Annotated in this window: 22 protein-coding genes; 15 read left to right on the top strand and 7 right to left on the bottom strand. The window is 36.8% G+C overall.

The annotated features are described in order from the left end of the window. The first annotated feature begins 68 nt into the window (after positions 1 to 68). On the top strand, positions 69 to 1,235 hold the full coding sequence (locus O5635_RS02350; protein ID WP_036902761.1) for a pyridoxal-phosphate-dependent aminotransferase family protein: 1,167 nt from the start codon (positions 69 to 71) through the stop codon (positions 1,233 to 1,235). Here the strand turns inward: O5635_RS02350 and O5635_RS02345 are convergent. After that, entirely contained in the window at positions 1,209 to 1,730 is a 522-nt protein-coding gene (locus tag O5635_RS02345; RefSeq protein ID WP_052043007.1) for a nucleoside deaminase, read from the bottom strand. The two genes, O5635_RS02350 and O5635_RS02345, sit on opposite strands and share 27 nt — an antisense overlap. A gap of 68 nt (positions 1,731 to 1,798) precedes the next feature. Between O5635_RS02345 and O5635_RS02340 the strand changes: the two genes are divergently transcribed. Continuing rightward, a complete protein-coding gene (locus tag O5635_RS02340; protein ID WP_241462970.1) occupies positions 1,799 to 3,202 on the top strand; it encodes a pyridoxal phosphate-dependent decarboxylase family protein in 1,404 nt (467 codons plus the stop codon). Positions 3,203 to 3,321: 119 nt separating this feature from the next. Here O5635_RS02340 and O5635_RS02335 read toward each other — a convergent pair whose 3' ends face one another. The 3 genes from O5635_RS02335 to O5635_RS02325 are packed head-to-tail and all read right to left on the bottom strand — an operon-like array spanning position 3,322 to position 5,894. After that, entirely contained in the window at positions 3,322 to 4,863 is a 1,542-nt protein-coding gene (locus tag O5635_RS02335) for a YcjF family protein (RefSeq protein WP_036902767.1), read from the bottom strand. A 33-nt stretch (positions 4,864 to 4,896) separates the two neighbouring features. Next, positions 4,897 to 5,388, bottom strand: a complete 492-nt coding sequence (lspA, locus tag O5635_RS02330; RefSeq protein ID WP_036902770.1) for a signal peptidase II — start codon at positions 5,386 to 5,388, stop codon at positions 4,897 to 4,899. Further along, the gene (locus O5635_RS02325) at positions 5,385 to 5,894 is read right to left on the bottom strand and encodes a biotin transporter BioY (RefSeq protein ID WP_241462971.1); all 510 of its coding nucleotides are present in this window, start codon (positions 5,892 to 5,894) and stop codon (positions 5,385 to 5,387) included. Before O5635_RS02325 ends, lspA begins: the two co-directional genes overlap by 4 nt. Positions 5,895 to 6,103: 209 nt before the next feature. Here O5635_RS02325 and O5635_RS02320 point away from each other — a divergent pair, with 209 nt between their 5' ends. After that, positions 6,104 to 6,313, top strand: a complete 210-nt coding sequence (locus O5635_RS02320; RefSeq protein ID WP_036902772.1) for an NAD(P)H dehydrogenase assembly family protein — start codon at positions 6,104 to 6,106, stop codon at positions 6,311 to 6,313. A gap of 8 nt (positions 6,314 to 6,321) precedes the next feature. Here the strand turns inward: O5635_RS02320 and O5635_RS02315 are convergent, their stop codons facing one another. After that, the gene (locus O5635_RS02315; RefSeq protein WP_036902774.1) at positions 6,322 to 7,584 is read right to left on the bottom strand and encodes a M16 family metallopeptidase; all 1,263 of its coding nucleotides are present in this window, start codon (positions 7,582 to 7,584) and stop codon (positions 6,322 to 6,324) included. Then, entirely contained in the window at positions 7,584 to 8,948 is a 1,365-nt protein-coding gene (locus O5635_RS02310; protein ID WP_241462972.1) for a M16 family metallopeptidase, read from the bottom strand. The genes O5635_RS02315 and O5635_RS02310 overlap by 1 nt, the downstream gene beginning before the upstream one ends. A 26-nt stretch (positions 8,949 to 8,974) precedes the next feature. Here O5635_RS02310 and O5635_RS02305 point away from each other — a divergent pair, with 26 nt between their 5' ends. The 11 genes from O5635_RS02305 (at position 8,975) to O5635_RS02255 (ending at position 19,983) form a co-directional block, all read left to right on the top strand. Then, positions 8,975 to 9,643 carry a phycocyanobilin:ferredoxin oxidoreductase gene (locus O5635_RS02305; RefSeq protein ID WP_241462973.1) on the top strand — a complete coding sequence of 223 codons (669 nt, stop codon included), beginning with the start codon at positions 8,975 to 8,977 and terminating at the stop codon, positions 9,641 to 9,643. Next, a complete protein-coding gene (locus tag O5635_RS02300) occupies positions 9,640 to 10,536 on the top strand; it encodes an HlyD family efflux transporter periplasmic adaptor subunit (RefSeq protein ID WP_269607826.1) in 897 nt (298 codons plus the stop codon). Before O5635_RS02305 ends, O5635_RS02300 begins: the two co-directional genes overlap by 4 nt. Further along, positions 10,533 to 11,705 (top strand): ABC transporter permease DevC, encoded by a 1,173-nt coding sequence (devC, locus tag O5635_RS02295; RefSeq protein WP_036902778.1) that lies wholly within the window; start codon positions 10,533 to 10,535, stop codon positions 11,703 to 11,705. Before O5635_RS02300 ends, devC begins: the two co-directional genes overlap by 4 nt. 38 nt (positions 11,706 to 11,743) lie before the next feature. Then, the gene (locus O5635_RS02290) at positions 11,744 to 12,433 is read left to right on the top strand and encodes a DevA family ABC transporter ATP-binding protein (RefSeq protein ID WP_036902781.1); all 690 of its coding nucleotides are present in this window, start codon (positions 11,744 to 11,746) and stop codon (positions 12,431 to 12,433) included. A 29-nt stretch (positions 12,434 to 12,462) separates the two neighbouring features. Continuing rightward, positions 12,463 to 12,612: a hypothetical protein gene (locus O5635_RS02285; RefSeq protein ID WP_152557314.1), complete on the top strand. Its 150-nt coding sequence runs from the start codon at positions 12,463 to 12,465 to the stop codon at positions 12,610 to 12,612. Between the two features lie 76 nt (positions 12,613 to 12,688). After that, positions 12,689 to 13,621: a glycosyltransferase family 2 protein gene (locus O5635_RS02280; protein ID WP_036902784.1), complete on the top strand. Its 933-nt coding sequence runs from the start codon at positions 12,689 to 12,691 to the stop codon at positions 13,619 to 13,621. 135 nt (positions 13,622 to 13,756) lie between these two features. After that, entirely contained in the window at positions 13,757 to 14,473 is a 717-nt protein-coding gene (gene rpsB, locus O5635_RS02275) for a 30S ribosomal protein S2 (protein WP_036903669.1), read from the top strand. Between the two features lie 89 nt (positions 14,474 to 14,562). Then, positions 14,563 to 15,219 (top strand): translation elongation factor Ts, encoded by a 657-nt coding sequence (gene tsf, locus O5635_RS02270; RefSeq protein ID WP_036902787.1) that lies wholly within the window; start codon positions 14,563 to 14,565, stop codon positions 15,217 to 15,219. Between the two features lie 25 nt (positions 15,220 to 15,244). Next, positions 15,245 to 16,399, top strand: coding sequence for a hypothetical protein (locus O5635_RS02265; protein WP_052043010.1), 1,155 nt, complete (start codon positions 15,245 to 15,247; stop codon positions 16,397 to 16,399). A 25-nt stretch (positions 16,400 to 16,424) separates the two neighbouring features. Then, a complete protein-coding gene (gene recG / locus O5635_RS02260; protein ID WP_052043012.1) occupies positions 16,425 to 18,914 on the top strand; it encodes an ATP-dependent DNA helicase RecG in 2,490 nt (829 codons plus the stop codon). 340 nt (positions 18,915 to 19,254) lie between these two features. Next, positions 19,255 to 19,983, top strand: a complete 729-nt coding sequence (locus O5635_RS02255) for a M15 family metallopeptidase (protein WP_036902790.1) — start codon at positions 19,255 to 19,257, stop codon at positions 19,981 to 19,983. On the opposite strand, the gene O5635_RS02250 is transcribed toward O5635_RS02255, so the two are convergent. Continuing rightward, positions 19,956 to 21,713, bottom strand: coding sequence for an NADPH-dependent assimilatory sulfite reductase hemoprotein subunit (locus O5635_RS02250; RefSeq protein ID WP_052043117.1), 1,758 nt, complete (start codon positions 21,711 to 21,713; stop codon positions 19,956 to 19,958). The two genes, O5635_RS02255 and O5635_RS02250, sit on opposite strands and share 28 nt — an antisense overlap. 119 nt (positions 21,714 to 21,832) lie before the next feature. On the opposite strand from O5635_RS02250, the gene glyS reads away from it, so the two are divergent. Continuing rightward, positions 21,833 to 23,998 (top strand): glycine--tRNA ligase subunit beta, encoded by a 2,166-nt coding sequence (glyS, locus tag O5635_RS02245; RefSeq protein WP_036902796.1) that lies wholly within the window; start codon positions 21,833 to 21,835, stop codon positions 23,996 to 23,998. Positions 23,999 to 24,000: the final 2 nt, after the last annotated feature.

Genomic DNA, 24,000 nt, shown 5'->3' with positions numbered 1-24,000 from the left:
CCTAAAAGAAATTCACGACCTGGCCTATAGGTGTTTAGGCTCATGTAATAGATAAGCTCTTTCTGGTCTTGACGACTACAAAAGCCATCCCCTCAGTTGATAAATCTCACAGATTACCTGTGCACAAAATTATTGTTCCTGAAAGGCTTCTGCTCGGCCCAGGCCCTTCAAACTCAAACCCTGAAGTCTTAAAAGCAATCTCAAATCAACCTGTAGGCCATTTAGATCCTTACTATGTAAGTCTTATGGCGGAAGTTCAGGAGTTATTGAGATATGCCTGGCAAACAAAAAACAGGTTAACCCTTCCTATGAGTGGGACAGGAAGTGCTGCAATGGAGGCAACCATTGCGAATGTAATTGAGCCAGGTGACCAAGTTTTAATTGGTGTTAAAGGCTATTTTGGTAACAGGCTTTCAGATATGGCAAGCAGATACCGAGCAAAAGTCGACACCATAGAAAAAAACTGGGGAGAAGCTTTCTCTCTAGAAGAAATAGAAGCTGCTCTTTTAAAATATAAACCTTCTTTATTTGCTTTAGTTCATGCTGAAACTTCAACAGGTGTTTGTCAGCCTATGGAAGGGATAGGTGAACTTTGCAGAAGTCATAATTGCTTGCTTCTTTTAGATACTGTTACTTCTCTTGGTGGTGTACCTCTGTTCTTAGATGATTGGAAGGTTGACCTTGCATATAGCTGTAGCCAAAAGGGATTAAGTTGCCCCCCTGGCTTGGGTCCTTTCACTATGAATGAAAGAGCTGAGGAGAAATTAAATAACAGATCAGATAAAGTACCAAATTGGTATTTAGATGTTTCTTTATTAAATAAATACTGGGGTAGTGACAGGGTTTATCACCATACGGCCCCTGTAAATATGAATTTTGGGATGAGAGAAGCTCTTCGTTTGCTGATGGAGGAAGGTTTAGAAAATACATGGGAAAGGCACAGAGAGAATGCAGAAAATCTCTGGCATGGTTTGGAAGAAATCGGTTTACATCCCCATGTAAAAGAGGAATTACGTTTGCCGACCCTAACAACAGTTCGAATTCCAGAAGGCGTTGATGGCAAAGCATTTGCTACTCACTTGTTAAATAATTTTGGCATTGAAATAGGAGGAGGGCTTGGAACACTTGCAGGTAAAGTTTGGAGAATCGGTTTGATGGGATATAACTCTACGAGTACCAATGTTGAGAAAATATTAGATATTTTCAAATCAGAAATACCCAAATTTAAGGCGTGATATCCGTTTTTTTTCACGCTGTGCCTTAAACCAAGAACTTAAAAGTATTTCGGCTTCAAATTGAAGTACCCCTCTTTCAATTTCCATTTTGTGGTGAGAACTCTTCAGTTTTGATAGGTCAATACTTCCTCCTAACCCACCTCTCTTTTTATCTTCAGCCGCGAAAATAACTTTACCCATCCTTGCCTGTATGAGTGCCGCTGCACACATTTGGCATGGTTCAAGAGTGCAAATTAATGTGCATTCATTAAACCTCCAATCATCTTTTAATAAGGAAGCCTGACGAAGAGCCACTAACTCAGCATGACCTAATGGGTCACGATTTTCATTTCTTGTATTTTTTCCATGTCCAATACAATGCCCTCTTTCGTTCAGAATTACTGCTGCTACAGGAACTTCACCTTCGTCTCCTAATGCACTTGCCCTCTTCAGCAGTCTAGTCATCCAGGATCTTGTTTTTGTTTCTTCAAGCTCGATAGGTTTTGCTATTTGCATAATTTACGAATATACATTGATAAATAAAGCTTCAACGTTGGAGAATGGTTGTTGAACTTGTTTAACTATTGATTGGCAACAAAGATATAGTCAAATATCCAGAATTGGATTATTTCCCGTCACCAGATCAATTTGATCCAGACTTGCAGTCATTTTTAGAAGATGCTTCTGAAAAACTTTGCAGGTGGTTCTCAAGTGCTAATAAAACTGGACCTTTACCAACTTATAGATATTTACCTGAAATTGCCCCTCGTGTAGAAGGTCTTTCTTATAAAGAATTGTTGGATGATATTCAGGAAGTTATGAATGGCTCATATCAACCTTCTCATCCTGGCGCATTAGCTCATTTAGACCCTCCTCCACTTTCTGCTTCTATTGTTGGCGATATGATATGCGCTGGACTTAATAACAACCTATTAGCTGAAGAACTATCTCCAAGTCTTTCAAAATTAGAGAGAAATCTTTGCAAGTGGATTGCTCGAAAAATTGGGATGCCCGCATCAGCTGGTGGCGTAGCAGCTAGCGGAGGAAGTTTAAGTAATCTTATGGGTTTAGTTTTGGCCAGGCACCAATTGGACCTTTCTTACGATTCTAATATTGTTGTTTTTGCTAGTAGCGATGCTCATGTTTCTATTTCCAGGGCTATTAAGATAATTGGTCTTCCACAAAATGCCTTATGTGAAATTCCAACGGACTCAAATGGCGAAATCATTATTGAATCTTTGCGACAAGAAATCATTAATTCAAGAGCCCAAGGTCGCAAGTGTTTCGCAGTAGTAGCTACAGCAGGAACAACTGTTAGAGGAGCTGTAGATCCGATAGCATCACTTTCTACCCTATGTAAACAAGAAAATCTTTGGTTGCATGTTGATGGAGCAATTGGAGCAGTCTTTGCTTTATCTGATGACACTAGTTCTGTTGTGCCAGGTTTGGGTTTAGCTGATTCAGTTACTATTAATCCTCAGAAACTAATCGGAATTGCAAAGACATCTTCTTTATTGCTAGTGGCAAATGCCACACAACTTTCTTCCTGTTTTTCTATTGGGTTTCCATATATTGAGCCTTCTTGGGGGGATTCTCCTCATGGAGGAGAAATTGGGCTCCAAGGGTCTAGGCCAGCCGAAATCCTTAAACTTTGGCTTGGCCTTCGTCAACTTGGAGAGAATGGCATCTCTTTTCTTCTTAGTAGTTCTCTTAAGAGAAGAACATATTTCCAAGAAAAATTGGATGCTAACTTGTTAAATATAATTTCTGGACCTTTGCATTTAATTTCATTTACTCCCAGTGATTTAAACACTTACGATGCTGAAAAATGGGCACTTAAAACTAAGAAGGATCTGATCACTTGTAATTTTATGCTTTCAAGGCCATTCCACAAAGGTAGATATTATTTAAAGGCTGTAATGGGTAATCCAAATACTAAATTTGAGCATCTAGATAAACTTGCATCTTTAATAAATAATTCTCAATAGACTTATTATGAGTGAAAAGAATAAGCGAGGTAAAATTGTTGCAATAATTACTGGAGCTTTTTCAGTCTTAATAGCATTCATTTACTTGATCCTTATTGTAATTCTTGATGCGAGAGGTCCTATGGCTCCTCCTCCCCCTGAGGCATTCGGTATGGTGGCAACTCCTTCCTTTCCTTTTTCTTTAAGGGCTCTACAACACGTTTTAATGCTGTTTCTATGAAAATCCTTAGATTTAAATCCTTACTATTTAAATCATAATGTTTTTGAACGACCTCTTGTATGCCACCATCACCCCAATCTTGGTCCTGTCCAAAATAAGTTATAAAGCTTTCTCCAGCAACCTTCGTAAGCCAGGCAGCTGTAATGCTCTGAATAGCACGTGATATTAATAGAGTCGGTAGACTTAAATTTAAAGAGTTACTTATAAGTGAAACACCACCCTTTACAATTCCAAGTCCTGCAAGAGTCCTCCCAACTGACAAAGCTAATTCTTGAGCACGCATCTTAGTTAACTCTACTCCAAAGATTCGTGAAATCTCCATTACCATTTGGCCATTAACTGCCGCTGCGCCAATCAGATCAACACCTGGCAGTGGATTTATAACAACAACTCCACTGCTAATCCATGCATAACGGTCTACGCACTCTATGGCGACTTTTTTTCGTTGTAAATTAAGAAGTTGTCTACCTGAATCTCCAAGATTTTTACATTGCAAAAGAATATTGTTAGCTATCAGCTCTTCACCTTCTTCATGCAATACCCTCGAAATTTGTTTAATTAGTAGGTCAATCTCTGGGACTGGTTGTATTGGGTAACTTCCTGGCATAGGGATCGATTGAGGCGAAGCAGTCGCAGGGATCACCTCTTTAGGACTTATAAAATTACTTGTACGTTTCCTTAGGAGTAATAAGAGCCTTTTTACATCCTCTTCCCCTCTTAAATCACATTTGTTAAGCACTAACAGTAGGCGCTTTCCTCCTTTAGCAAGACTGGAAATTAATTTCATTTCAAGTTCTCGTAAATCTGTGTCCACGACAACGATTATTAAATCTGCATGTCTAGCTTTATATAGCGCATCTTTTTCTCGATCGAGCCCAATATCTCCGCTTTCTAAGATGCCAGGTGTATCAATTATTTGAATCCCTCTGCTTAGACCCTTTAATCTCATTCTATATACCTGACTCTTTTTAGTGGTTCCCATCTCTGCAGAAACTTCACCTACAATTTCATTAAGCATTGATCTTACAAGAGAAGTTTTCCCACTTGATCCACTCCCAAATAAAACTATTACTAAATCTCCTCTTAATAGTTCTTCCTCTACTAATTGTTTTCGTTGGTTTAAAGCTTCGGCCTCAACTTTACTTTGTATCCTTTCGATAAGCCTATCGATACTTTCTAGGCTTTTCTGAGCAGCTTGCCTTCTATCTTTAGGTACTTGTTTTGGGGAACCCTTTTTGTAAGGATTTATAATATTGTTAATTACAAAATTTTTCCACCAAAACCAACCTTTCTGATAAAAAAGTAATCCTAGAAAGAAGCATGTAAGTACTACTGATAATGGATTGATCAGTTTAAGTATTGCTGCTATTACTCCAGAGAGGATTAGGACTAAAAATAATCCGACTATCACAACTATTATTTTCTTATTGCGTCTTTTCATTTTCAGGAAGTTCTTATCATGTGTTTAAGTTGTCTAAATATGACGAATATGATTGTATCCCTTTGATTTTATTATTTTGCTCAAAAAGAGCAGAATTACTCCTATATTAATTGCAATGTCTGCAATATTAAATATTGGAAAGTCTATGGGTATTAAGTCTATAAAGTCAATGACATAACCTAATAACCATCGGTCGATACCATTCCCAATGCATCCTCCTAATAGAAATGATAGACCTAGCCCTTGCAATTTATGCATGGGCTTAGCATAGCGGGTATAAATTATAATAACGCTTGAGGCTATTAAGCTTATTATGGCTAGTAGTAGAGTAGAGCTAGAAAGTATGCTAAAAGCCGCACCATAGTTTTTTGCTATTCTAAATTGAATCAATTTTGGTAATACAACAAATATTTCTCCATCTTTTAGAATTGAATAAATAAAGAACTTGCTAATTTGGTCTATTAAAGCAACGAGACAGCCTATTAAAAGAATATAGTTTCTATTAATTATGTGACTTTTATTCATCTTACTAATATGAATTTAAGACTTTTAGAAATTATTGCTATAGCTGGGCATACTATAAATTGGGATGGCAAAGTAGAGATAGTATATATATAAATAAGATATAAAAAACCCTCAGACCATCTAGAGGTTAATGACCCAAAGATTATATTGACAATGCCAACTGAGTGTATTACCAATAATCCTAAAAGTGCATAATAAGTTAGCTCAATTAGTGAAGTTTGTTTTTTACTTTCTGAGAGCTGACCTACAAGCCATATTGCTGGAATAAACCCTATTAGATAACCCATTTCTGGTGTCATCAAATAACCTGTACTCCCCCCCCCATGAAAGATTGGCAAATAAAAAATGCCAATGACAAGGTAGGCAACTGTAGATATGAACCCTGTCTTTTTCCCACAAACTAAACCAGTAATCATTAAAGCAGGTATTTGCCAGCTGCTAGGGAGAGCTATTATATTCGCGGATAAATCAGTTTTTGGAACTAGTAAAGCAGTAGGTATCATCATACCCATTATTATGAAGAGCAATCCTGCTATAGCCCCACTCCATAAAAATAAGACTTTCAACAGTCGTAGGCAATTACTATTATCCTGCAATACCAAAACCAGATTTGCTAGCAATAGAAATATATTTTTTTTCTCAACAAACCAACTTATGTAGTTTGAATGATGAATTATATTTGAATAAAGATTCAAATTTTAACCGTTTCAGTTACATGAAGGTATCAATTGGAGATAGGGTCTCATTGACAATTGCTCTGCCTTATTTGAAGACTACTGATCCAATGCCTATGCTCAGGCCTCCAGACTTGGTTTCCATGGATGAGTTTGGAGTTGTCGTTGGATTAAGAGCAATCAATTTAGTTGAAGTTCGTTTCAGAAGAGGAACATTCTTAATACCGTTAGATAACTTATCTCTTGTATAATGAGACAACTAGAAAGGCTTATGTAGCCATTGGGATTGAATTTTGTTTAATGAATTTTGATGGCCACAGATACTAAGCTTAGGTTTTTGTAAATATCTGTTTGCTATTTGATTTATTTCCTTGGAAGTTATTGAATTTATTCTGTCAATGCAAGTCTCATCATAATCAACTCTCATTTTGAATCCCATTAGCTGAGCCTTCCTCTCAGCTCTTTGACTAATAGTTTGTGAATTTTGTGCCATGTTCCCTTTAAATTTTGCTCTTATCAAATGCATATCGTCTTCAGATAACTCATTTTCCATTAAGCTCCTCCAGCAGGATATAAGAAGTTCGAAAGATTTATTTGCTTTTTCTTTAGTCGTAGATGCGTGCACTATAAAAGGCGCATTATATTCTCTAATAGGGTGATATACCCCTACGTCATATGCAACTCCATACTCTTCTCTCAATTTTCTGAATAGTAAGCTCGACATCCCTGAACCTAAATAGCAACTTAAAAGTCTGAGTAGTAAATCATCATTATGAGAATGAGCTATCGTCTTTGTTCCAAGTATGAGTACAACTTGAGATATATCTTGCTTTGTTAGCACTATCGTCTGCTTATCTTCTTCTTGTTTAAATTTTTCGATCTCATTCTGTCTCTCTGAAACATTTGACGCTCCATTGGTTAAAAGATTTATTTTTCCAATTGTTGATATGTCATCAATGTAACTTTCAGGTATTGAACCAGAAAGAATTAATGTCTTTTCACTACTAGGTAATTTTTTTGCTTTGCCTACAATATCATCTCTGTTTATGAGTGCTATATTGTCAATACTACCTAAAGGGTCATGACCATATACCGAACCTTTGTAGACAAGTTCCCTCCAGCTATTGAAGGCTAGGTGGAAAGGACTCTCATTTTGTCTTTTTAATCCTTGAATAGATAACTCACGTTCAATATTAATTTGACTAGTCTCAAGAATTGGAGATGTAATCATCCATCCTAGTAAAGGTAATATTGTTGAATGATCTTTTGCAGCACATTTGAGACTTATTAACAAGCCATCCTCAAATGTATCGCATCTCAATTCAGCCCCAGAGCCTTCAATTAAATCTGCTACTTCTATGTGGTTATAAGGACCACAACCTCGATTGATTACGCCACCTAGTATTTGATGCAGGCCTTTTTTAGAATAAGGATCTGCTCGGCTTCCTTCTCTTATCCATAACTTTCCCGCTAGAATGCCTGTTGTATTTCGTGGATCAAGAAGTAACTGAACGGGTGACATTAATTTTTGCCTTTAGGTTTAGCTAGTAGTGTGAACCCGAGCTCAGGCTTCAAATGATTAAATATGTTCTTTGTCAATAAATTGCTAGACCATGTACTTACGTATTCTAGAGGTTTAAGGAGGGGTTGATTTCTTGACCATAGCGCTTGGACTCCTGCTAATGATGCAACTTGACTTGGTAATTCAAGGCCGAAGCACAGGCTGTTTTGGACCAGTTGACATGCTCGTTTTAATTCTTTTTCGCTAGGTGGATTATTAAAACTATCTTTTAGAATTTTATTAATTTCATCTTCAACTTCCCTTAAATTACTTTCTATACAACAGGCCTCTAAAATAACTATTCCACCTTGTTCAAGTGCTGTTATATCCACATCTATAGATTCTACAATTTGAAGTTCTTCTCTTAATTTATGTACAAGACGACTACGCCTACCTTCGCCAAGAATAGTCGTTGCTATATCGTAACCCATTATTTTCATCTGATCACTTGCTGGTGGAATTGGCCATGCCATTAATATCCTCGCAGATTCTAGCCTTCTTATTTCTATTTCTTTGTGTCCAGAGCAGAAAATTAGTTGTTTTGATAAAGTCTCTCCTGCTTCCAAATTTTGTTGAGAAGTCAATTTACTTAACTCAGTATTATTAATAATTTCTTTTATGTTTGATGGAATTTCCCCTGCAATTGATAAGGTAATATTATTCGCTCGATAGAAATTTCTATGAAATTTTCTTAATGAGTTAGGAGTTATATTCCTCAGACTTTTAGGATTACCTAATATACGTCTACCATACGGATGTTCTTCCCAACAATTTTCTAGGAAAATTTCAAATATCTGATCTTCTGGCTGATCGTTACTTTGAGCAATTTCTTCTAACACCACATCCCTCTCCAAATTAAATGCTTTGTGATTAATAGACGGCGAAAGCACGAGGTGAGTAAGCAATTGAACGGCCTGTTCAACATTTTCAGAAGGTACCAATACATAAAAGTGAACATCATCTAATCCAGTGGCTGCATTACTTGCTCCTCCTAAAGCTTCAATCTTTAAGTCAAATTCCCCTTCTTTTAATTGATTTGTCCCTTTGAATATCATGTGTTCTAGGAAATGTGCCATGCCTTCCTCACCTTTCTTCTCAAAGGAACTTCCTGCTTTGCACCAGAAATCAATACATGTAATAGGGGCCTCTTTCATAAAAACAGAGACACATCTAGCCCCGTTGTCTAGAGACCACATTTCTACTGTCGGCCCTTGGATCAATTTTTTAGATTTATTTGATGTTCCATTCTGAACCTTTTTGGCATATTCTTGATTACTTGTTTCTATAACTTTTAACTCTGGAACCTCTTTTAGAGTCAGTTTCAAATCTAATCAGGCTGAAGAGAAACGGCTTGACAGATTTAATTCCCTTGGACTTAGATCCAAAACTAAGGAATATATATGGAAAGCTGGCAGACGATGAATTACTTATTGTCAATGAGGTTCACAAATCTATTGGGTTCAGAAAGATTCATTTGGAAATAGCAAAGATTGGGTCAGCCTTGGAAATATTACACTGTGTTTTCTTTCCCGACCCAAGGTTTGATCTCCCCATCTTCGGAGTGGATATTGTTGCAGGAATAGATGGCATTTCTGCTGCAATAGTTGATCTATCTCCTGTTGATGAATCACTTCCTAGTTCTATAAGGAAGAATTTAGAAGAATTGAATTTCCCATTTTTTAAAAATACTAGAAAACTACCTGAATGGGGAGATATCTTTTCTGATTACGTGCTATTTATAAGACCACAGGGGAGTTCAGAAAAAAAGAGCTTTCAAGAGATAGTTAATTGGTTTTTGGATATACTAATTTTTAATGCTAAATCCATTAAGCCCGATTCAGTATCTTCACCACTCACGATTGCACGATATAATAGGCAGAGGAATTATTGCCTTCAACAAAAACGCAACGACAAGACCCGCAATGTTCTAGCGAAGACGTTTGGTCCAAATTGGGCAGACGAATATATAGATATGGTTCTTTTCAATTGTCCGAAAGATTTCTTAGAAAAATTAATTTGAAAACCATTTGGTTCCCTACCATAGGAATCCTATTAATAGTTGCAGTTCTAATTTTAAATAGAAAGAATGAGACCCTCCCTGAAGAAGCTCCTGTTTCATTAAGTGCGGTAAGGGTAGTTGAAGCAGTAGCAGCTCTTGGGCAGTTAACCCCCAAGGGAGAATCAAGAGTATTAGCTGCACCTGTTAGTAGTTTCGGTGGCACACCTAGAATTGCAGAATTATATGTAGAGGAAGGTGATCCAATTAAAGAAGGACAAATACTTGCCATTTTTGATAATAGATACAGACTTTTGGCAGATCTAGAAATTAGTCGAGTTCAGTTGCAAACAATAAATAGCAATATACTTTTTCAAGAACGAGAAGTGGCCAGATACAAGAAAACTTCTCAAGAAGGAGCATCTTCAGAATCACTTTCAGAATCTAAGGAAGATACTCTACAAATCTTGCTTGGTAAGAAACAACAAATAGTTGCTGAGATTAAAGGAATAGAAGTTGACCTGAGTCATACACAATTAAAGAGTCCAATTAATGGCATAGTTTTACGAATTAACTCACGCGTAGGAGAACGTCCAGGCTCAGAAGGTGTTTTACAAGTTGGATCAATTGACGTTATGGAAGCTTTGATTGAAGTCTATGAATCCGATATCAACAGGGTAATCGTTAATCAACAAGTAACTTTAATTAGTGAAAATGGAGGTTTTGATGGAACTCTTTACGGATATGTTTCTAAAATTAGCCCTCAAATTCGGCAACGAAAAGTTTTATCAACAGACCCAACAGGAGACGCAGATGCAAGGATTGTTGAAGTACGAGTTATTCTTGAAGAATCATCATCAGCAAGAGTTTCAAGATTTAGTGGCATGAAAGTTATTGCCAGATTTAGCTCACAGTGAATATAAAATTTTGGATAAATAGGCGAATTCCACTGGCGTGGTTACTTTTAACTCGCCAACCTGTACGTTTAGTTGTAGCAATAGCAGGAATATGTTTCGCAGGTATTCTTATGTTTATGCAGTTGGGGTTTAGAGATGGATTGTTTGATGCAAGCGTGACTGTTCATAAACTATTTGATGCTGACTTGGTATTAATGAGTCCACGCTCAATGAGTTCAATCAGCATGAGTGGATTTCCCAGAAGAAGACTTGTTCAAACCATGGCTCATAAAGATGTAATTGGGATTACACCGGTTAATTGGAATTTTCTTTTGTGGAGGAACCCTCAAACATTATCCACCAGATCAATACTCGCTCTTGGTTTTGAACCTAATGATGCACTTTTAACTGAACCAAACTTTGCTTCAAAAGCACTCTTGCTTAATAGTAAAGGCCGAGTTTTGTTTGATGTTTTATCTAGAGATGAATTTGGACCAGTTGCTAAATGGTTCCAGGAAGGCAAAACAGTTGATACAGAAGTGGCTGGTAAAAGTGTGCGCGTTGTAGGTTTAGTTAGTTTAGGACCATCTTTTGGAGCTGATGGAAATTTAATTACTAGTAGAGAAACCTTTTTGCATCTTTTACCAAGTACTTCTCCTGGGAGTATAGAAATAGGACTTGTCAGATTAAATCCATCTGCTAATAAGGAAAATGTTGTTAGATCATTAACATCTATCTTGCCCAATGATGTAAAAGTTTTAACAAGAGATGATTTTATCGAATTTGAGAAAAATTATTGGCGGAGTAGTACTTCAATAGGATTTATTTTCACTCTTGGAGCTGGAATGGGATTTATAGTTGGTTGTGTAATTGTTTATCAAATCTTATATAGTGATGTTAGTGACCATTTGCCAGAATATGCAACTTTAATGGCAATGGGATATCGTTTGAAAACGCTATTTGGTGTGGTTGCTAGAGAAGGTTTGTTCCTTTCTGTTTTAGGTTATATACCTGCTTATTTGAGTGGTCAAGGTTTGTATGCATTAGTTAGAAGTTCTACAAAATTACCTGTTGCAATGGATTCTGGGAGAGCGCTACTAGTTTTTTTACTAATACTTTTTATGTGTATGACATCAGCTTTCTTTGCTATGCGTAGGCTTGTTGATGCAGATCCAGCCGAGATTTTTTAATTCTAAATATCATGATTAATAGTAATTAAGTTCACTAAATGAATCTATATTCTCATTCTGTTGATATTCAGGAACTCAGTCATTGGTATGGCAAAGGATCAATGAAGAAGAAAGTTCTACATTCTATTTCTTTAACAATTTCCCCCGGCGAAGTTGTTTTATTAACTGGTCCATCTGGCTGCGGGAAAACTACTTTGCTTACTCTTATTGGTGCTTTGCGTAATGTGCAGGAAGGTCAACTGTTTGTTTTAGGGAGACAGCTTAAAAATTCATCAAGAAAAACTCGTCAAATCTTACGAAGAAATATTGGAATGATTTTTCAGGGACATAATCTTCTTAGATGTTTAACCGCAGAGCAAAACGTTCAAATAGGAGCTGATTTACTAACTGGGTTTTCTTATAGAGATCGCAGGAAACAATCTAGAAATTGGTTAAAAGAAGTTGGCCTCACAGAACATATGAATAAACTTCCACACGATTTATCTGGAGGTCAAAAACAAAGGGTTGCGATAGCAAGAGCTTTAGCTGCAAGACCTAAATTGTTGCTTGCAGATGAACCTACGGCTGCGCTTGATAGCGGTACAGGCAGAGAGGTTGTTTCATTACTTAAACGCCTTGCATTAGAGCAATCTTGTGCGGTTTTGATTGTTACTCATGATCCAAGGATTTTAGATGTGGCAGATCGTCTCTTAAAAATGGAAGATGGAAGATTAATTGCACTTTCATGAGTAAAGTAAGCGGACATAGCTTTTAAAAAATGTCTAAGCGAAGAAATCTCAAGAAAGAAAAACAAGAAAGGAATAGAGCCTATGCCAGAAAATTTAAGAAGCGTAAACTAAGTTCTCGTGGAGAAGGAGCAGGTAATGGTGTTACAGGCACTGCAAATAATGGTGGAGCCGCCGATTAATTCATTAAAATATCTTTGTTCTTCTCTAGATCTAAAAATTAATTCGAACAAATAACCATAAAGTAAAATCTCAAGCATGCATATAAGTGTAATTATCCCTACATACAATCGGAAGCCTATTTTAGAAAAGTGCTTAATAGCGCTTGAAAACCAGAAATATTCAGCATTAATTAATGACTATGAGGTTGTAGTAGTAGACGATGGTTCTACAGATGGTACACCTGCCTGGATTAAGGAAAATAAGAATATTTTTAAGCATGTTACTTTGATAGAGCAAGAACATCAAGGTCCAGGTCAAGGACGCAATAATGGGGTTTTACATTCAAAAGGGGATGTTATTGTATTTATAGATAGTGATTTAGTCGTAACGGATTCTTTCTTAGAGTCTCATGCCCTTTCTCTTAGTAGGTTTTGGAGAGTAAATCCTAATAGAAATTGCTTTACTTACGGCGCTGTTGTCAACACTTCTAATTTTGATAATCCTATTTCCGAACCCCATAAATTAAGTGATTTGTCATGGGCTTATTTTGCTACAGGAAATGTGGCAATTGACAAGAAAGTTCTTCTATCAGCAGGGTTATTTGACCCAGCATTTGTTTTATATGGCTGGGAGGATTTAGAGTTAGGTGAGCGCCTTAGAAGTTTGGGTGTAAGACTTATTAAATGTCCTAACGCTGTTGGTTATCACTGGCATCCATCTCTAAAGTTGTCTCAAATACCCGACTTGATACGAGTAGAGAAAGAAAGAGCAAAAATGGCACTTGTTTTTTACCGAAAACATCCAACTCTTCGAGTACGTTTTATTATTCAATACACATTTTTACACAGAGTTCTATGGGAAACACTAACAATTGGAGGCCTTTTTAATGTATCTAGGATCAAACCTTTACTTTATATATTTATTAAATATGGTTACCCAGCATTGGCCATGGAGATTTTGCGAATTCCGTTGAACTTAATTGGGGTTCGTGCAATTTATCGTGAAGCCAGGAAACTTGGGCTGCGTTAAATCAAACTTTTTGATAGATTACTTGAGTACTTTTACTCCGCACACCTGACTGTTTCGGGTGATCATTAGCTTTTACTTCTTTAAAGCCTAAAAGCTAATCCCTGTCAGGTGGAGGCCAACCCGAAACCTAAAAAGATGGCTGTTGTAACTCTTTCAGAGATGATGGAAGCTGGTGCTCATTTTGGTCACCAGACAAGAAGGTGGAATCCTAAAATGTCCCGCTATATATATTGTGCAAGAAATGGAGTCCATATCATAGACCTCGTGAAAACGGCTGTTTGCATGAACAATGCATACAAATGGACTAGAAATGCCGCTAAAAGTGGCAAGCGTTTTCTTTTTGTTGGTACTAAAAAGCAAGCTTCAGAAGTCGTAGCGCAGGAGGCGGCAAGATGTGGTGCTTCTTATGTTAACCAGAGATGGCTTGGTGGAATGCTTACTAATTGGACCACAATGAAAGCAAGGATTGATCGCCTTAAAGATCTTGAAAGAATGGAATCAAGCGGAGCTATAGCGATGAGACCTAAGAAAGAAGCTTCGGTTCTGCGCCATGAATTAGAAAGATTACAAAAATATCTTGGTGGTCTGAAGGGAATGAAAAGATTGCCTGATGTTGTTGTTCTTGTTGACCAACGACGTGAGACCAATGCAGTTCTTGAAGCTAGAAAGTTAGATATCCCATTGATTTCAATGCTTGACACAAATTGCGACCCTGACTTATGTGAAGTACCTATTCCTTGTAATGATGATGCTGTTAGATCTGTTCAACTTGTTCTAGGGAGACTTGCTGACGCTATAAACGAAGGTCGACATGGTTCAAATGAAGGCAGAGGGGGGCAACGATCAAGATAACTATCTCTTTATATGCTTTATTGTCGCAAAAGCTATTTATAAATAAGCGGCCAAATTTATTCACTTATTACTAAACATTTTCTAAACCCATGCCGGACATAACAGCCAAGCTTGTAAAAGAACTTAGAGACAAGACAGGAGCAGGCATGATGGACTGTAAAAAAGCTCTTGTTGAATCTGATGGTGATATGACTAAGGCAAATGAATGGCTTAGGCAAAAAGGTATCGCTAGTGCAGAAAAGAAATCTGGTCGTGTTGCTGCAGAAGGATCAATTGGCAGTTATATCCATACAGGTGCTCGAGTAGGGGTTTTAGTCGAATTAAATTGTGAAACTGACTTTGTCGCTAGAGGTGATTTGTTTCAGGGATTACTAAGGGATATATCAATGCAAATAGCCGCTTGCCCAAATGTTGAATATGTAACTGTAGAAGATATTCCTTTGGAAATAACTAATAAAGAAAAATCTATTGAAATGGGTCGTGATGATTTATCCGGTAAACCTGACCAAATCAAATCGAGAATTGTAGAAGGAAGGATAGCTAAAAGACTTAAAGAACTAGCCTTGGTTGAACAGCCTTTTATTCGAGACACATCTATTACGGTAGAGCAACTTGTTAAGCAGGTTGCTGGTCAGATTGGAGAAAATGTGAAGATCCGCCGATTCACGAGATACACTCTTGGTGAAGGTATAGACATTGAGGAGACTGATTTTGCAGCAGAAGTTGCTTCTATAAGCTCTAATTGATTATTAAATAAACGACATTAATTGAGTGGCTAATTTAGATCCTTTTAAACAAATTGAATTGCTTAGAAAGCAATCTGCATCTTTTAGGCCTGATTTATACAAATTATACGCCTTATATCTCCAATTCCTTAGAGAATCTTTGCCTAATGTGGTGCACCAATCCGTTATAGAGTTAATAAATATAAGTTCTAATCATTTAAGTGACATGCCCGAAAAGAGCTTCCAAGTTTCTTTTCAGGCTAAAGTAGATGAACTCGTTAACAAAGCTTGTTCCTTAATTACAATAGAGCATTTAATTGATCTAGCTAATACTGTAGAGAAGGAACAGAAGCATTATTTGGACAATATTAAAAACCAACTTGCTAAAGAAGAACAGAATAACTCTGAACTGTTAGAAGAATCAAAACCTACTATAGAATCTATTGAGCTTGGACTTGGCTTACCTATTAGTGAAAAATTAGATATTGATATTTGGGATACATCTAACACTACTCAATTCCAATCCACTAACAGCGTAAACCGAGGAAAAGATACAGGCCTTCCTCTTAACAGCAACGATAGTGTTGTTAACGATATTGAATATAGTCCAGGAATTAATAGTAGAAATGATATGGATATATTTAAATCTATATTTTCTATGGCTGGAGATATATTTGCTTCTAATAATAATACTAAGAAGACTAATGACGATATTTCTGGCGATAGTAAGGCAACCCTTAACGACGATCTATCCACATCTTCTCTCCTCCCAGAGATGCCAGAAGAAATTTTTCATTGGGCAAATTCTATAGAAACTTCATTAGTTATTAGGCTAAGGAACTTGTCTCATTTAATTAATATTGAACTCCTTAGGATCGGTTTAATTAACAGCTATATTCCTACTTCACTTTTTGAAGGAGTTTTATCTGGACAAATACAATCACTTCATGCTCCCTCAAATATCCTTAAAATACGTATCCCACTTCAAGACAATGCAGTAGATGCTTCTTTAGATGTTCTATGCATTTTTGTTCGTCCTTCTGAGCTTGAATTCGATAATTTCAAGCTTAGGCAGTGTAGGCAAAAGATAATTGATCAACGAAAAAAATTATCTAAAATGGTCAGACAGCAACGTTATTGGAGTAAGCGTTCTTTAGCTAAAGAAGTTAAGGAGAATTGGTGGCAAATACCACTAAAATAATTTACATCTCAACTAGTAGGGACTTATAGAAACAAGAAACTCTCAATTAAGGAAATGGCTAAGGCCCTTACAGCAGGCCTTAATATTAGAGTCTGAGAACGAATTTCACAATGTAAAAGGCAGGGTTGAAAATTTTAATTCTTTTTTATCTAGAGAACTTTTAGCTATTGAGCATGAATTTCTTTCTGAAGACCAGATTAAACATTTAACTTTCTTATCAGAGTCTTTTGGTGACTATGTTTCATTATCTGATAGCCAAAGACGTAGATTAGTTGTTGATACTAAGAAATTCCTTTATAGGCTTTCAAAAATTTACGCCTCCCCTTCGGAGATAAAGCCTCCCCGATTGAATATCTCGCCTCTTAGAGCTGATTCCAAGTCAGACAACACTACAAATAAATCAAAGTTCTCCTTAGAAACCCCCCTTTCCCATGTCAATGGAATAGGAACAAAAGGATCAAGTACTTTGGCAGGCTTTGGAATGATCTTGATACGTGATCTATTACTGCACTTTCCAAGAGATTATATCGACTACTCTTCATTGAAAAGGATCAATTCATTAGTTGTTGGTGAACATGCCACAATTGTTGTGCAAGTGAGAAGAGTTAATTTCTTTACTAGTCCACGAAACAAAAACCTATCTATTCTTGACTTGCAGGTTCAAGATGTTACTGGTCGAATAAAAGTAACACGGTTTTTTGCAGGAAGTAGACTTTCTAAAAGTAGTTACCTTTATAAACAGGCAAAACTCTTTCCTGTAGGATCTACCCTCGCAGTTAGTGGTTTAGTAAAAGACGGTAAGTATGGGAAATGCTTTGTTGACCCTATTCTTGAGCTCCTGGAGAGAAGTAACTCGATTGTTAAATCCAATGTGATAGGTCGCTTGCTTCCTGTTTATAGTCTATGCGAAGGATTAACAGCTGATAAATTTCGTAGATATATTAATTCGGTTTTGTCATTAACTTCTTCATGGCCAGAACCTTTATCTCTAGAACAACAGAAGAAATTATCTCTTATGTCCATACAGGAAGCGATGTATGAAATCCATTTACCTACTAATAATGAATCATTAAAACAAGCTAGACGAAGAATAGTTTTTGATGAGTTCTATTTTTTGCAATTAGGCCTTTTACGTAAAAAATATCAAGTAAGTACAAGCATTGCTCCTTCTCTTGAAATTACACATTCTCCTGAGACTTTATCTAACCGATTTTTGAAGCTTCTACCATTCCATTTAACCAGTGCTCAGCAAAGGGTTCTTGATGAAATTAAATCTGATCTTTCTTTAACAGAGCCTATGGCCAGGTTGATTCAAGGAGATGTAGGGAGCGGAAAAACAGTTGTTGCAATATCGGCTCTATTACATGCAGTAGAAGCTGGGTGGCAGGGAGCTTTTATGGCACCAACAGAAGTTCTAGCAAATCAACATTACAGAAATCTCTGCAAATGGCTTCCACAATTGCATGTAACCGTGGAGTTGCTTACTGGTTCAACAACTATTGCGCGCCGCAGGAATATTTTGAATGATCTTTCATCTGGCTCTCTTAAAATCATAGTAGGCACACATGCATTAATAGAGGATAATGTTTCTTTTGCTCGTTTGGGTTTAGTTGTTGTTGATGAGCAGCATCGTTTTGGGGTCAATCAAAGAAATATGTTACTGAATAAGGGCCTTCAGCCTCATTTGCTTACCATGACGGCAACTCCTATACCAAGGACTTTAGCCCTTTCAATTCATGGAGATTTGGATGTAAGCCAAATAGATGAATTGCCTCCCGGAAGAACGCAAATTAAGACCACATTATTCTTTAATAGTCAACGTAAACGTATTTATAGTTTAATTAGGGATCATGTCTCGAGTGGGCAACAAGTTTATTTTGTTCTTCCACTTGTTGAGGAATCAGAAAAAGTTGATTTAAGATCTGCAGTTAATGTATTTCATGACTTAAATGAGAAAATCTTCCCTGAATTTAGCGTTGGTTTGTTGCATGGCAGAATGAAAAGCCATGAAAAGGACTCTGCAATAAGAAATTTTTTATCAGGAGAGCTAAATATCCTTGTATCTACAACTGTTATTGAAGTAGGTGTAGACGTTTCAAATGCCACGTTAATGATAATCGATAATGCAGATCGATTTGGGTTATCCCAACTTCATCAATTACGTGGCCGAGTAGGCAGAGGAGCTAAGTCATCAGAATGTGCTCTTGTTGATTCAGGAAAGAATCCAATGTCAATTAAAAAATTAGAACATTTAGTTGCAACTAACGATGGATTTCAGATATCTGAAATAGACCTAAGCTTAAGGGGGCCAGGACAATTTCTGGGTACCAAACAATCGGGTCTTCCTGATTTTGCGTTGGCTAATTTGATTAATGATTCAGCAGTATTAGAACTTGCAAGAAAAGAAGCTTTGTCAGTTTTGGAGGATGATCCTAATCTTTCTAGAAATAAATTCCTTTCTATGATGCTTGATGCACATCTGCAAAGGTTTGTAGGCCAAATGAAATTGAATTAATAATTTTCCACAATGTTGAGTCTCAATCAAGACACGTTGTACAAGAAAAGCGCTTGAATGTATTATTGGTCACAATGTTTTTAGTGAAATTGTAATATTTATTTTTTTTTAATATTAGAATTCCTTTGACTACTATTTTATGAGCCCTGTTACTGCAGGCTTTTATGGGGGTAATAACATTAACTAATGTGTAAAATTGTCAATCCTTATTTTTCGCGAACAATATCTGAATTTCACTTGTAAAATTATTAAAATCTTAATCAGTCCTTTTTCACGAGATTAGTTTTGTGGAAAACACACCCCTGGCTGTGGAAAGTCACCTTGTATTGGGTGTAAATTCGTGACTCGACCTTGGAATCATATACCTATCTCTCCGTCTGATGACCCTTTGGTAGAGCTTCCTGGTACCATTCTTCGACTTGAGCCACATCCCTATTTTGCTCTTGGTGCTCCTTATGGAGGAACACTTCACCCTTGGTTTCTAAGATCAAGGGTAGTCACCAAATTAATAAACGCTCAGAAATTTCTTTCCGAGAAAAAATTTTCTTCTTATAAGTTGGGTATTTTTGATGCTTGGAGGCCCATTCGTGTACAAGAGTTTATGGTTGACTTCGTAATTAAAGATCAATGTCTTAAGAAGGGGATTGAATTTTCACCCCTTAACCCAACTACAGATTATCTCAATGTCATAGATGAGGTTAAGCAGTTTTGGGCTCAGCCGAGTACAAATCCATTAACTCCTCCACCTCATAGCACTGGAGCAGCTGTGGACCTAACACTAGTAACACACGATCAAATACTTGTTGATATGGGCGGGGATATCGATGCCTTAGGTGATATCTCACACCCTCAATATTATGCGAGTCATCGAGACATGCAAACATCTTCTAAAGCTATTTTATTTCATTCAAGAAGAAATCTTTTGCGGGACATTATGCTTGAATCTGGCTTTGTACAGCATCCTAAGGAATGGTGGCATTTTAGTTATGGAGATCAACTCTGGGCTTGGGAATCAAGTTCGCCTTGCGCTTTATATGGTGCTTATGAATTAACAGACAGTAGGCCTTGAATTCTTTGCTCACCTATTTGAATCAGATGGTCGCCAAAACTGATATTTGCCTTTGAGTTTTTCCAACTAATTAATAAAGGAGTTATTGTTTCTTCTAAGGACGACAATGTCATTTTTTGTAAAAATGGTTTTGCTAATCTTTCAAGGTTTGGACTGCCTCCAAGCCATAGTTGATATTGATCTGCACCACTACCAACCAATGCTAACTCTGCCATATATGGTCTAGAGCAACCATTTGGACAACCAGTCATTCTAATAAGGATTGTTTTATTAATTCCTATTTCCTTAAGAAGAACTTTCATTCTTTGAAGAATATCTGGCAAAGCTCTTTCGGCTTCTGTTATTGCTAGCCCGCATAGGGGAAGTGCCGGACAAGCTAACGCATGCCTTGATATTGCTTCAGGCGATTCAGGACTACTAATCCCTATTCTACGAAGATCATCTTTAATGGATTTAATTTGAAATTTCCCAATGTTGCAAAGGAGAAGATCTTGGTTGGGTGTAAGACGGATTTCTAATTGGTACTTATTAATAATTTCTTTTAAACCCTTTTTAATCTCTCCGCTTATCCTTCCTGATAAAAGAGGTATGCCGACAAAAGCTTGGTTTTTAGACTGGCTATGCCAGCCAAGGTAGTCTTTCAGCTCAGCTTTTTTTTCTTTCTTTAATGTATGAATTGTATATTTAAAATATTCCGCCTTAAGTTTCTGTATAAACCAGTCTATTCCTTTGTCGTGGATTAGGTATTTCATCCTAGAGTGCTTTCTAAGTTTTCTGTCTCCATAGTCTCTTTGCAAGGCGAGTATTGATTGTACTAATTCAAATATACGGTCACCTTCTATGTAACCAAGCGGCTTGGCAGTTTGAGCAAATGTCTGTTCATTGTTATGTGTACGTCCCATGCCGCCACCAACATAGACGTTACAACCCTTTAACCTCTGCTTGTCATCAGTAAATACCACTATGCCTATGTCTTGTGTTAATAGATCAACAGAATTGTCACCAGGTACAGTAACTGCACATTTAAATTTTCGGGGTAGATATGTTGCTCCATATAGAGGTTCTTTTTCATCTCCGCTATATAATTGCCCTTTGAATTGTTTTTTTCTCATTTCTATTACTTTTTCTGAGGGAGCTATTTTATAACTCAAATCTCCATCAGCCCAAAGCTCAAGATAGGTGTGTTCTGCTTTGCTAGGACTCAGTAGATCAGCAATGTCATTAGCCAGCTTTCTTGCAGCTGGATAGCCATCTTTGATAAATGGAGCCGCAGGAGCCATTACATTCCTATTTATGTCGCCACAGGCAGCAAGGGTTGAACCCATGGATTTAACAATTGTATTTATGACGGTTTTTAGGTTTTCTTTTCTAATTCCATGCATTTGAAAAGCTTGCCTAGTTGTGACCCTAAGGGTTTGATTCCCAAGTTCTTCAGAAAGACTGTCTAGAGCACAGAATAATTTTGCCGATATCAATCCTCCTGGGCATCTAAGTCGTAGCATCATTTGCCAGTCTCTACCTTTCTCTTTACTTCGATTCTCCCTGTGATCCTGTTGATAACTGCCGTGAAACTTTAATAGCTGTACCGCATCATTTGTAAAATGGTTAGAGTCATTTCTTAATTCTGTATACAGAGGTTCTCGCAAGTAATCACTATCAGCCTTAAATTGCTCGAACTTTGACCGATCCTGGCCATTTGCAATACAAGGTGACAGAGGACCATCATCCATATCAGCTGATTTTTGGATTCTTTTTGTCACGAATTAGCTTTTTGGCTATCTAGCTACATCAATAATACTTTTTTAACTCGTTATTCAATAAAGTGTGATATCTATCTAATCTTTTGTTTGTGTCCTCACTATTGCTGGAGATCGGAACAGAGGAATTACCGGCAGATTTCGCTCGACTTGTGATTCCACAGCTAGAACAGATGGTTGCTACTGATTTTAAGTTAAAAAAATTGGATTATGGATCAATCACCTGCTCAAGTAGCCCAAGAAGAATATCGGTTTTAGTTGAGGGTTTGCCACCTAAGGCACCTGATTTCATTGATCAGAGGAAAGGACCACCCGCAGCTAATGCTTATAAAGATGGCCAGCCCACTTCTGCTGCAATAGGTTTTGCGAAAAGATATGGTGTATTGCCCGAGAACCTTTTGATCAAAAAGACCTCAAAGGGTGATTTTGTATTTGCAGAAATTTTAGAAGTTGGTTTAACAACTCAGGATCTATTAGTCGAACTAATACCTAAATGGATTGACGATTTACAGGGTAAAAGGTTTATGCGATGGGGTGTAGGAAGTCTTCGCTTCTCTAGGCCTATAAGATGGCTTGTATGTTTACTTGATAAAAGCATTCTCCCAATTGAACTTTCAAATATTGACCCTAAAATTAAGTCCAGTAATATTACTCGAGGTCATAGATTATTCAATCAGGCTATAACCATCGCAGAGCCAAAAAAGTATATTAACTTGTTAAAGGATTCAGGTGTAATCATTAACCGAAAAGATAGGTTAAATCTTATTAAATCATTGGTTGAAAAAGAATCACTTAGCCTTAAGGCTTATCCTGATCTGCCAGAGAACTTATTAGAAGAGCTAACAGATATAGTTGAATCACCTTTCTTAATTAAAGGCCAATTTAACAGCTCGTTTCTTGAACTTCCCCCTGAGGTCCTTATTAATGTTATGCAAGTTCATCAGAGATATATTCCTTTATATTCATCAAATGAGGAAAAAGATCCATTACTTTTGAACTCGAAAAATACATTAGAATCAAGTTTCTTTTGTATTTCCAATGGACTTCAAGACTCTTCAGAAAATATTACGAATGGTAATCAAAGAGTTCTAATAGCAAGATTTTCAGATGCTAAATTCTTTATAGATATTGATTTAGCTATAAAAAGTAAACAAAGAAGGGAAAAACTTTCAAATGTAGCTTTTGCAGAAGGCCTAGGAACCTTACTTAATCGCGTTGAACGTATAGAATGGATAGCATCTAAATTATCTAATTTTATAGGTATTTCTTCTTCGGAAGCATCTCATTTAAATAAAGCAGCCTATTACTCAAAACATGATCTTGTTAGTCAAATTGTTAGTGAATTCCCCGAATTACAAGGAGTAATAGGGGGTAAATACCTTCTTTTTGAAGGAGAGGATAGAAAAGTTGCTCTAGCAGTTTATGAACACTATTTACCGAAAGGTGCAGGAGACTTCTTACCTAGTTCCTTGATAGGTTCTTTATTAGCAATTTCAGATAAAATGGAAATTTTACTCAGTATTTTTGCTAAAGGCGAAAGACCTACAGGATCTTCTGATCCATATGCTTTACGTAGAGCAGCTAATGGTATCTTGCAAATTATTTGGGACAAAGATTTACAGTTTGATTTTGCTACTTTTATAGACCAAGCATCCACCTATTGGCAGTCTCTTTTCCCAGCATTTAATATTAGCAACTCTCGATTATCTCTAGAAATAAAGCATTTTTTCCAATCTAGGATTGTTAGTTTGTTGGAGGAAATGTCTTTTGACTATGACTTAGTGCAGGCTGTTTCTGGTAAATCACTTAAAATTGATACTTTATTAACAGATTTAACTGAAATATCTAATAAGGCAAATCTTTTAGTTGAGATGAGAGCCTCCGGAAGGCTTTCTAGCCTCCATTCAGTCGTTACACGAGCATCAAGACTTGCGGCAAAAGGAAATCTAGACTTGGAGGTCTTGTCTTCAGAAAATATTGTAAATCCTCAATTATTTGAGAAACAATCCGAGGTCAAATTATTTGAATTATTAAACAAGATTGAACCTATTGTTAAATCTTCCGATAGAGATAGGCATAGGCTTTTAGCTGAATGTCTTGAATCTGGTAATGAAACATTGGCCAATTTCTTCGACGGTCCAGAAAGTGTGATGGTAATGGTAGAAGATAAGAAAATACGAGATAATCGTTTAAATTTATTATCTATATTACGTAATCAAGCATTTACTATCGCTGATTTTGATTTGATAAAAGCTTAGAA

The organism is Prochlorococcus marinus str. MIT 0919, assembly GCF_027359375.1.
GTDB lineage: Bacteria > Cyanobacteriota > Cyanobacteriia > PCC-6307 > Cyanobiaceae > Prochlorococcus_D.
The sequence above is the reverse complement of the archived record's forward strand: the minus strand, read 5'-3'. Positions and strand labels throughout refer to the sequence as shown.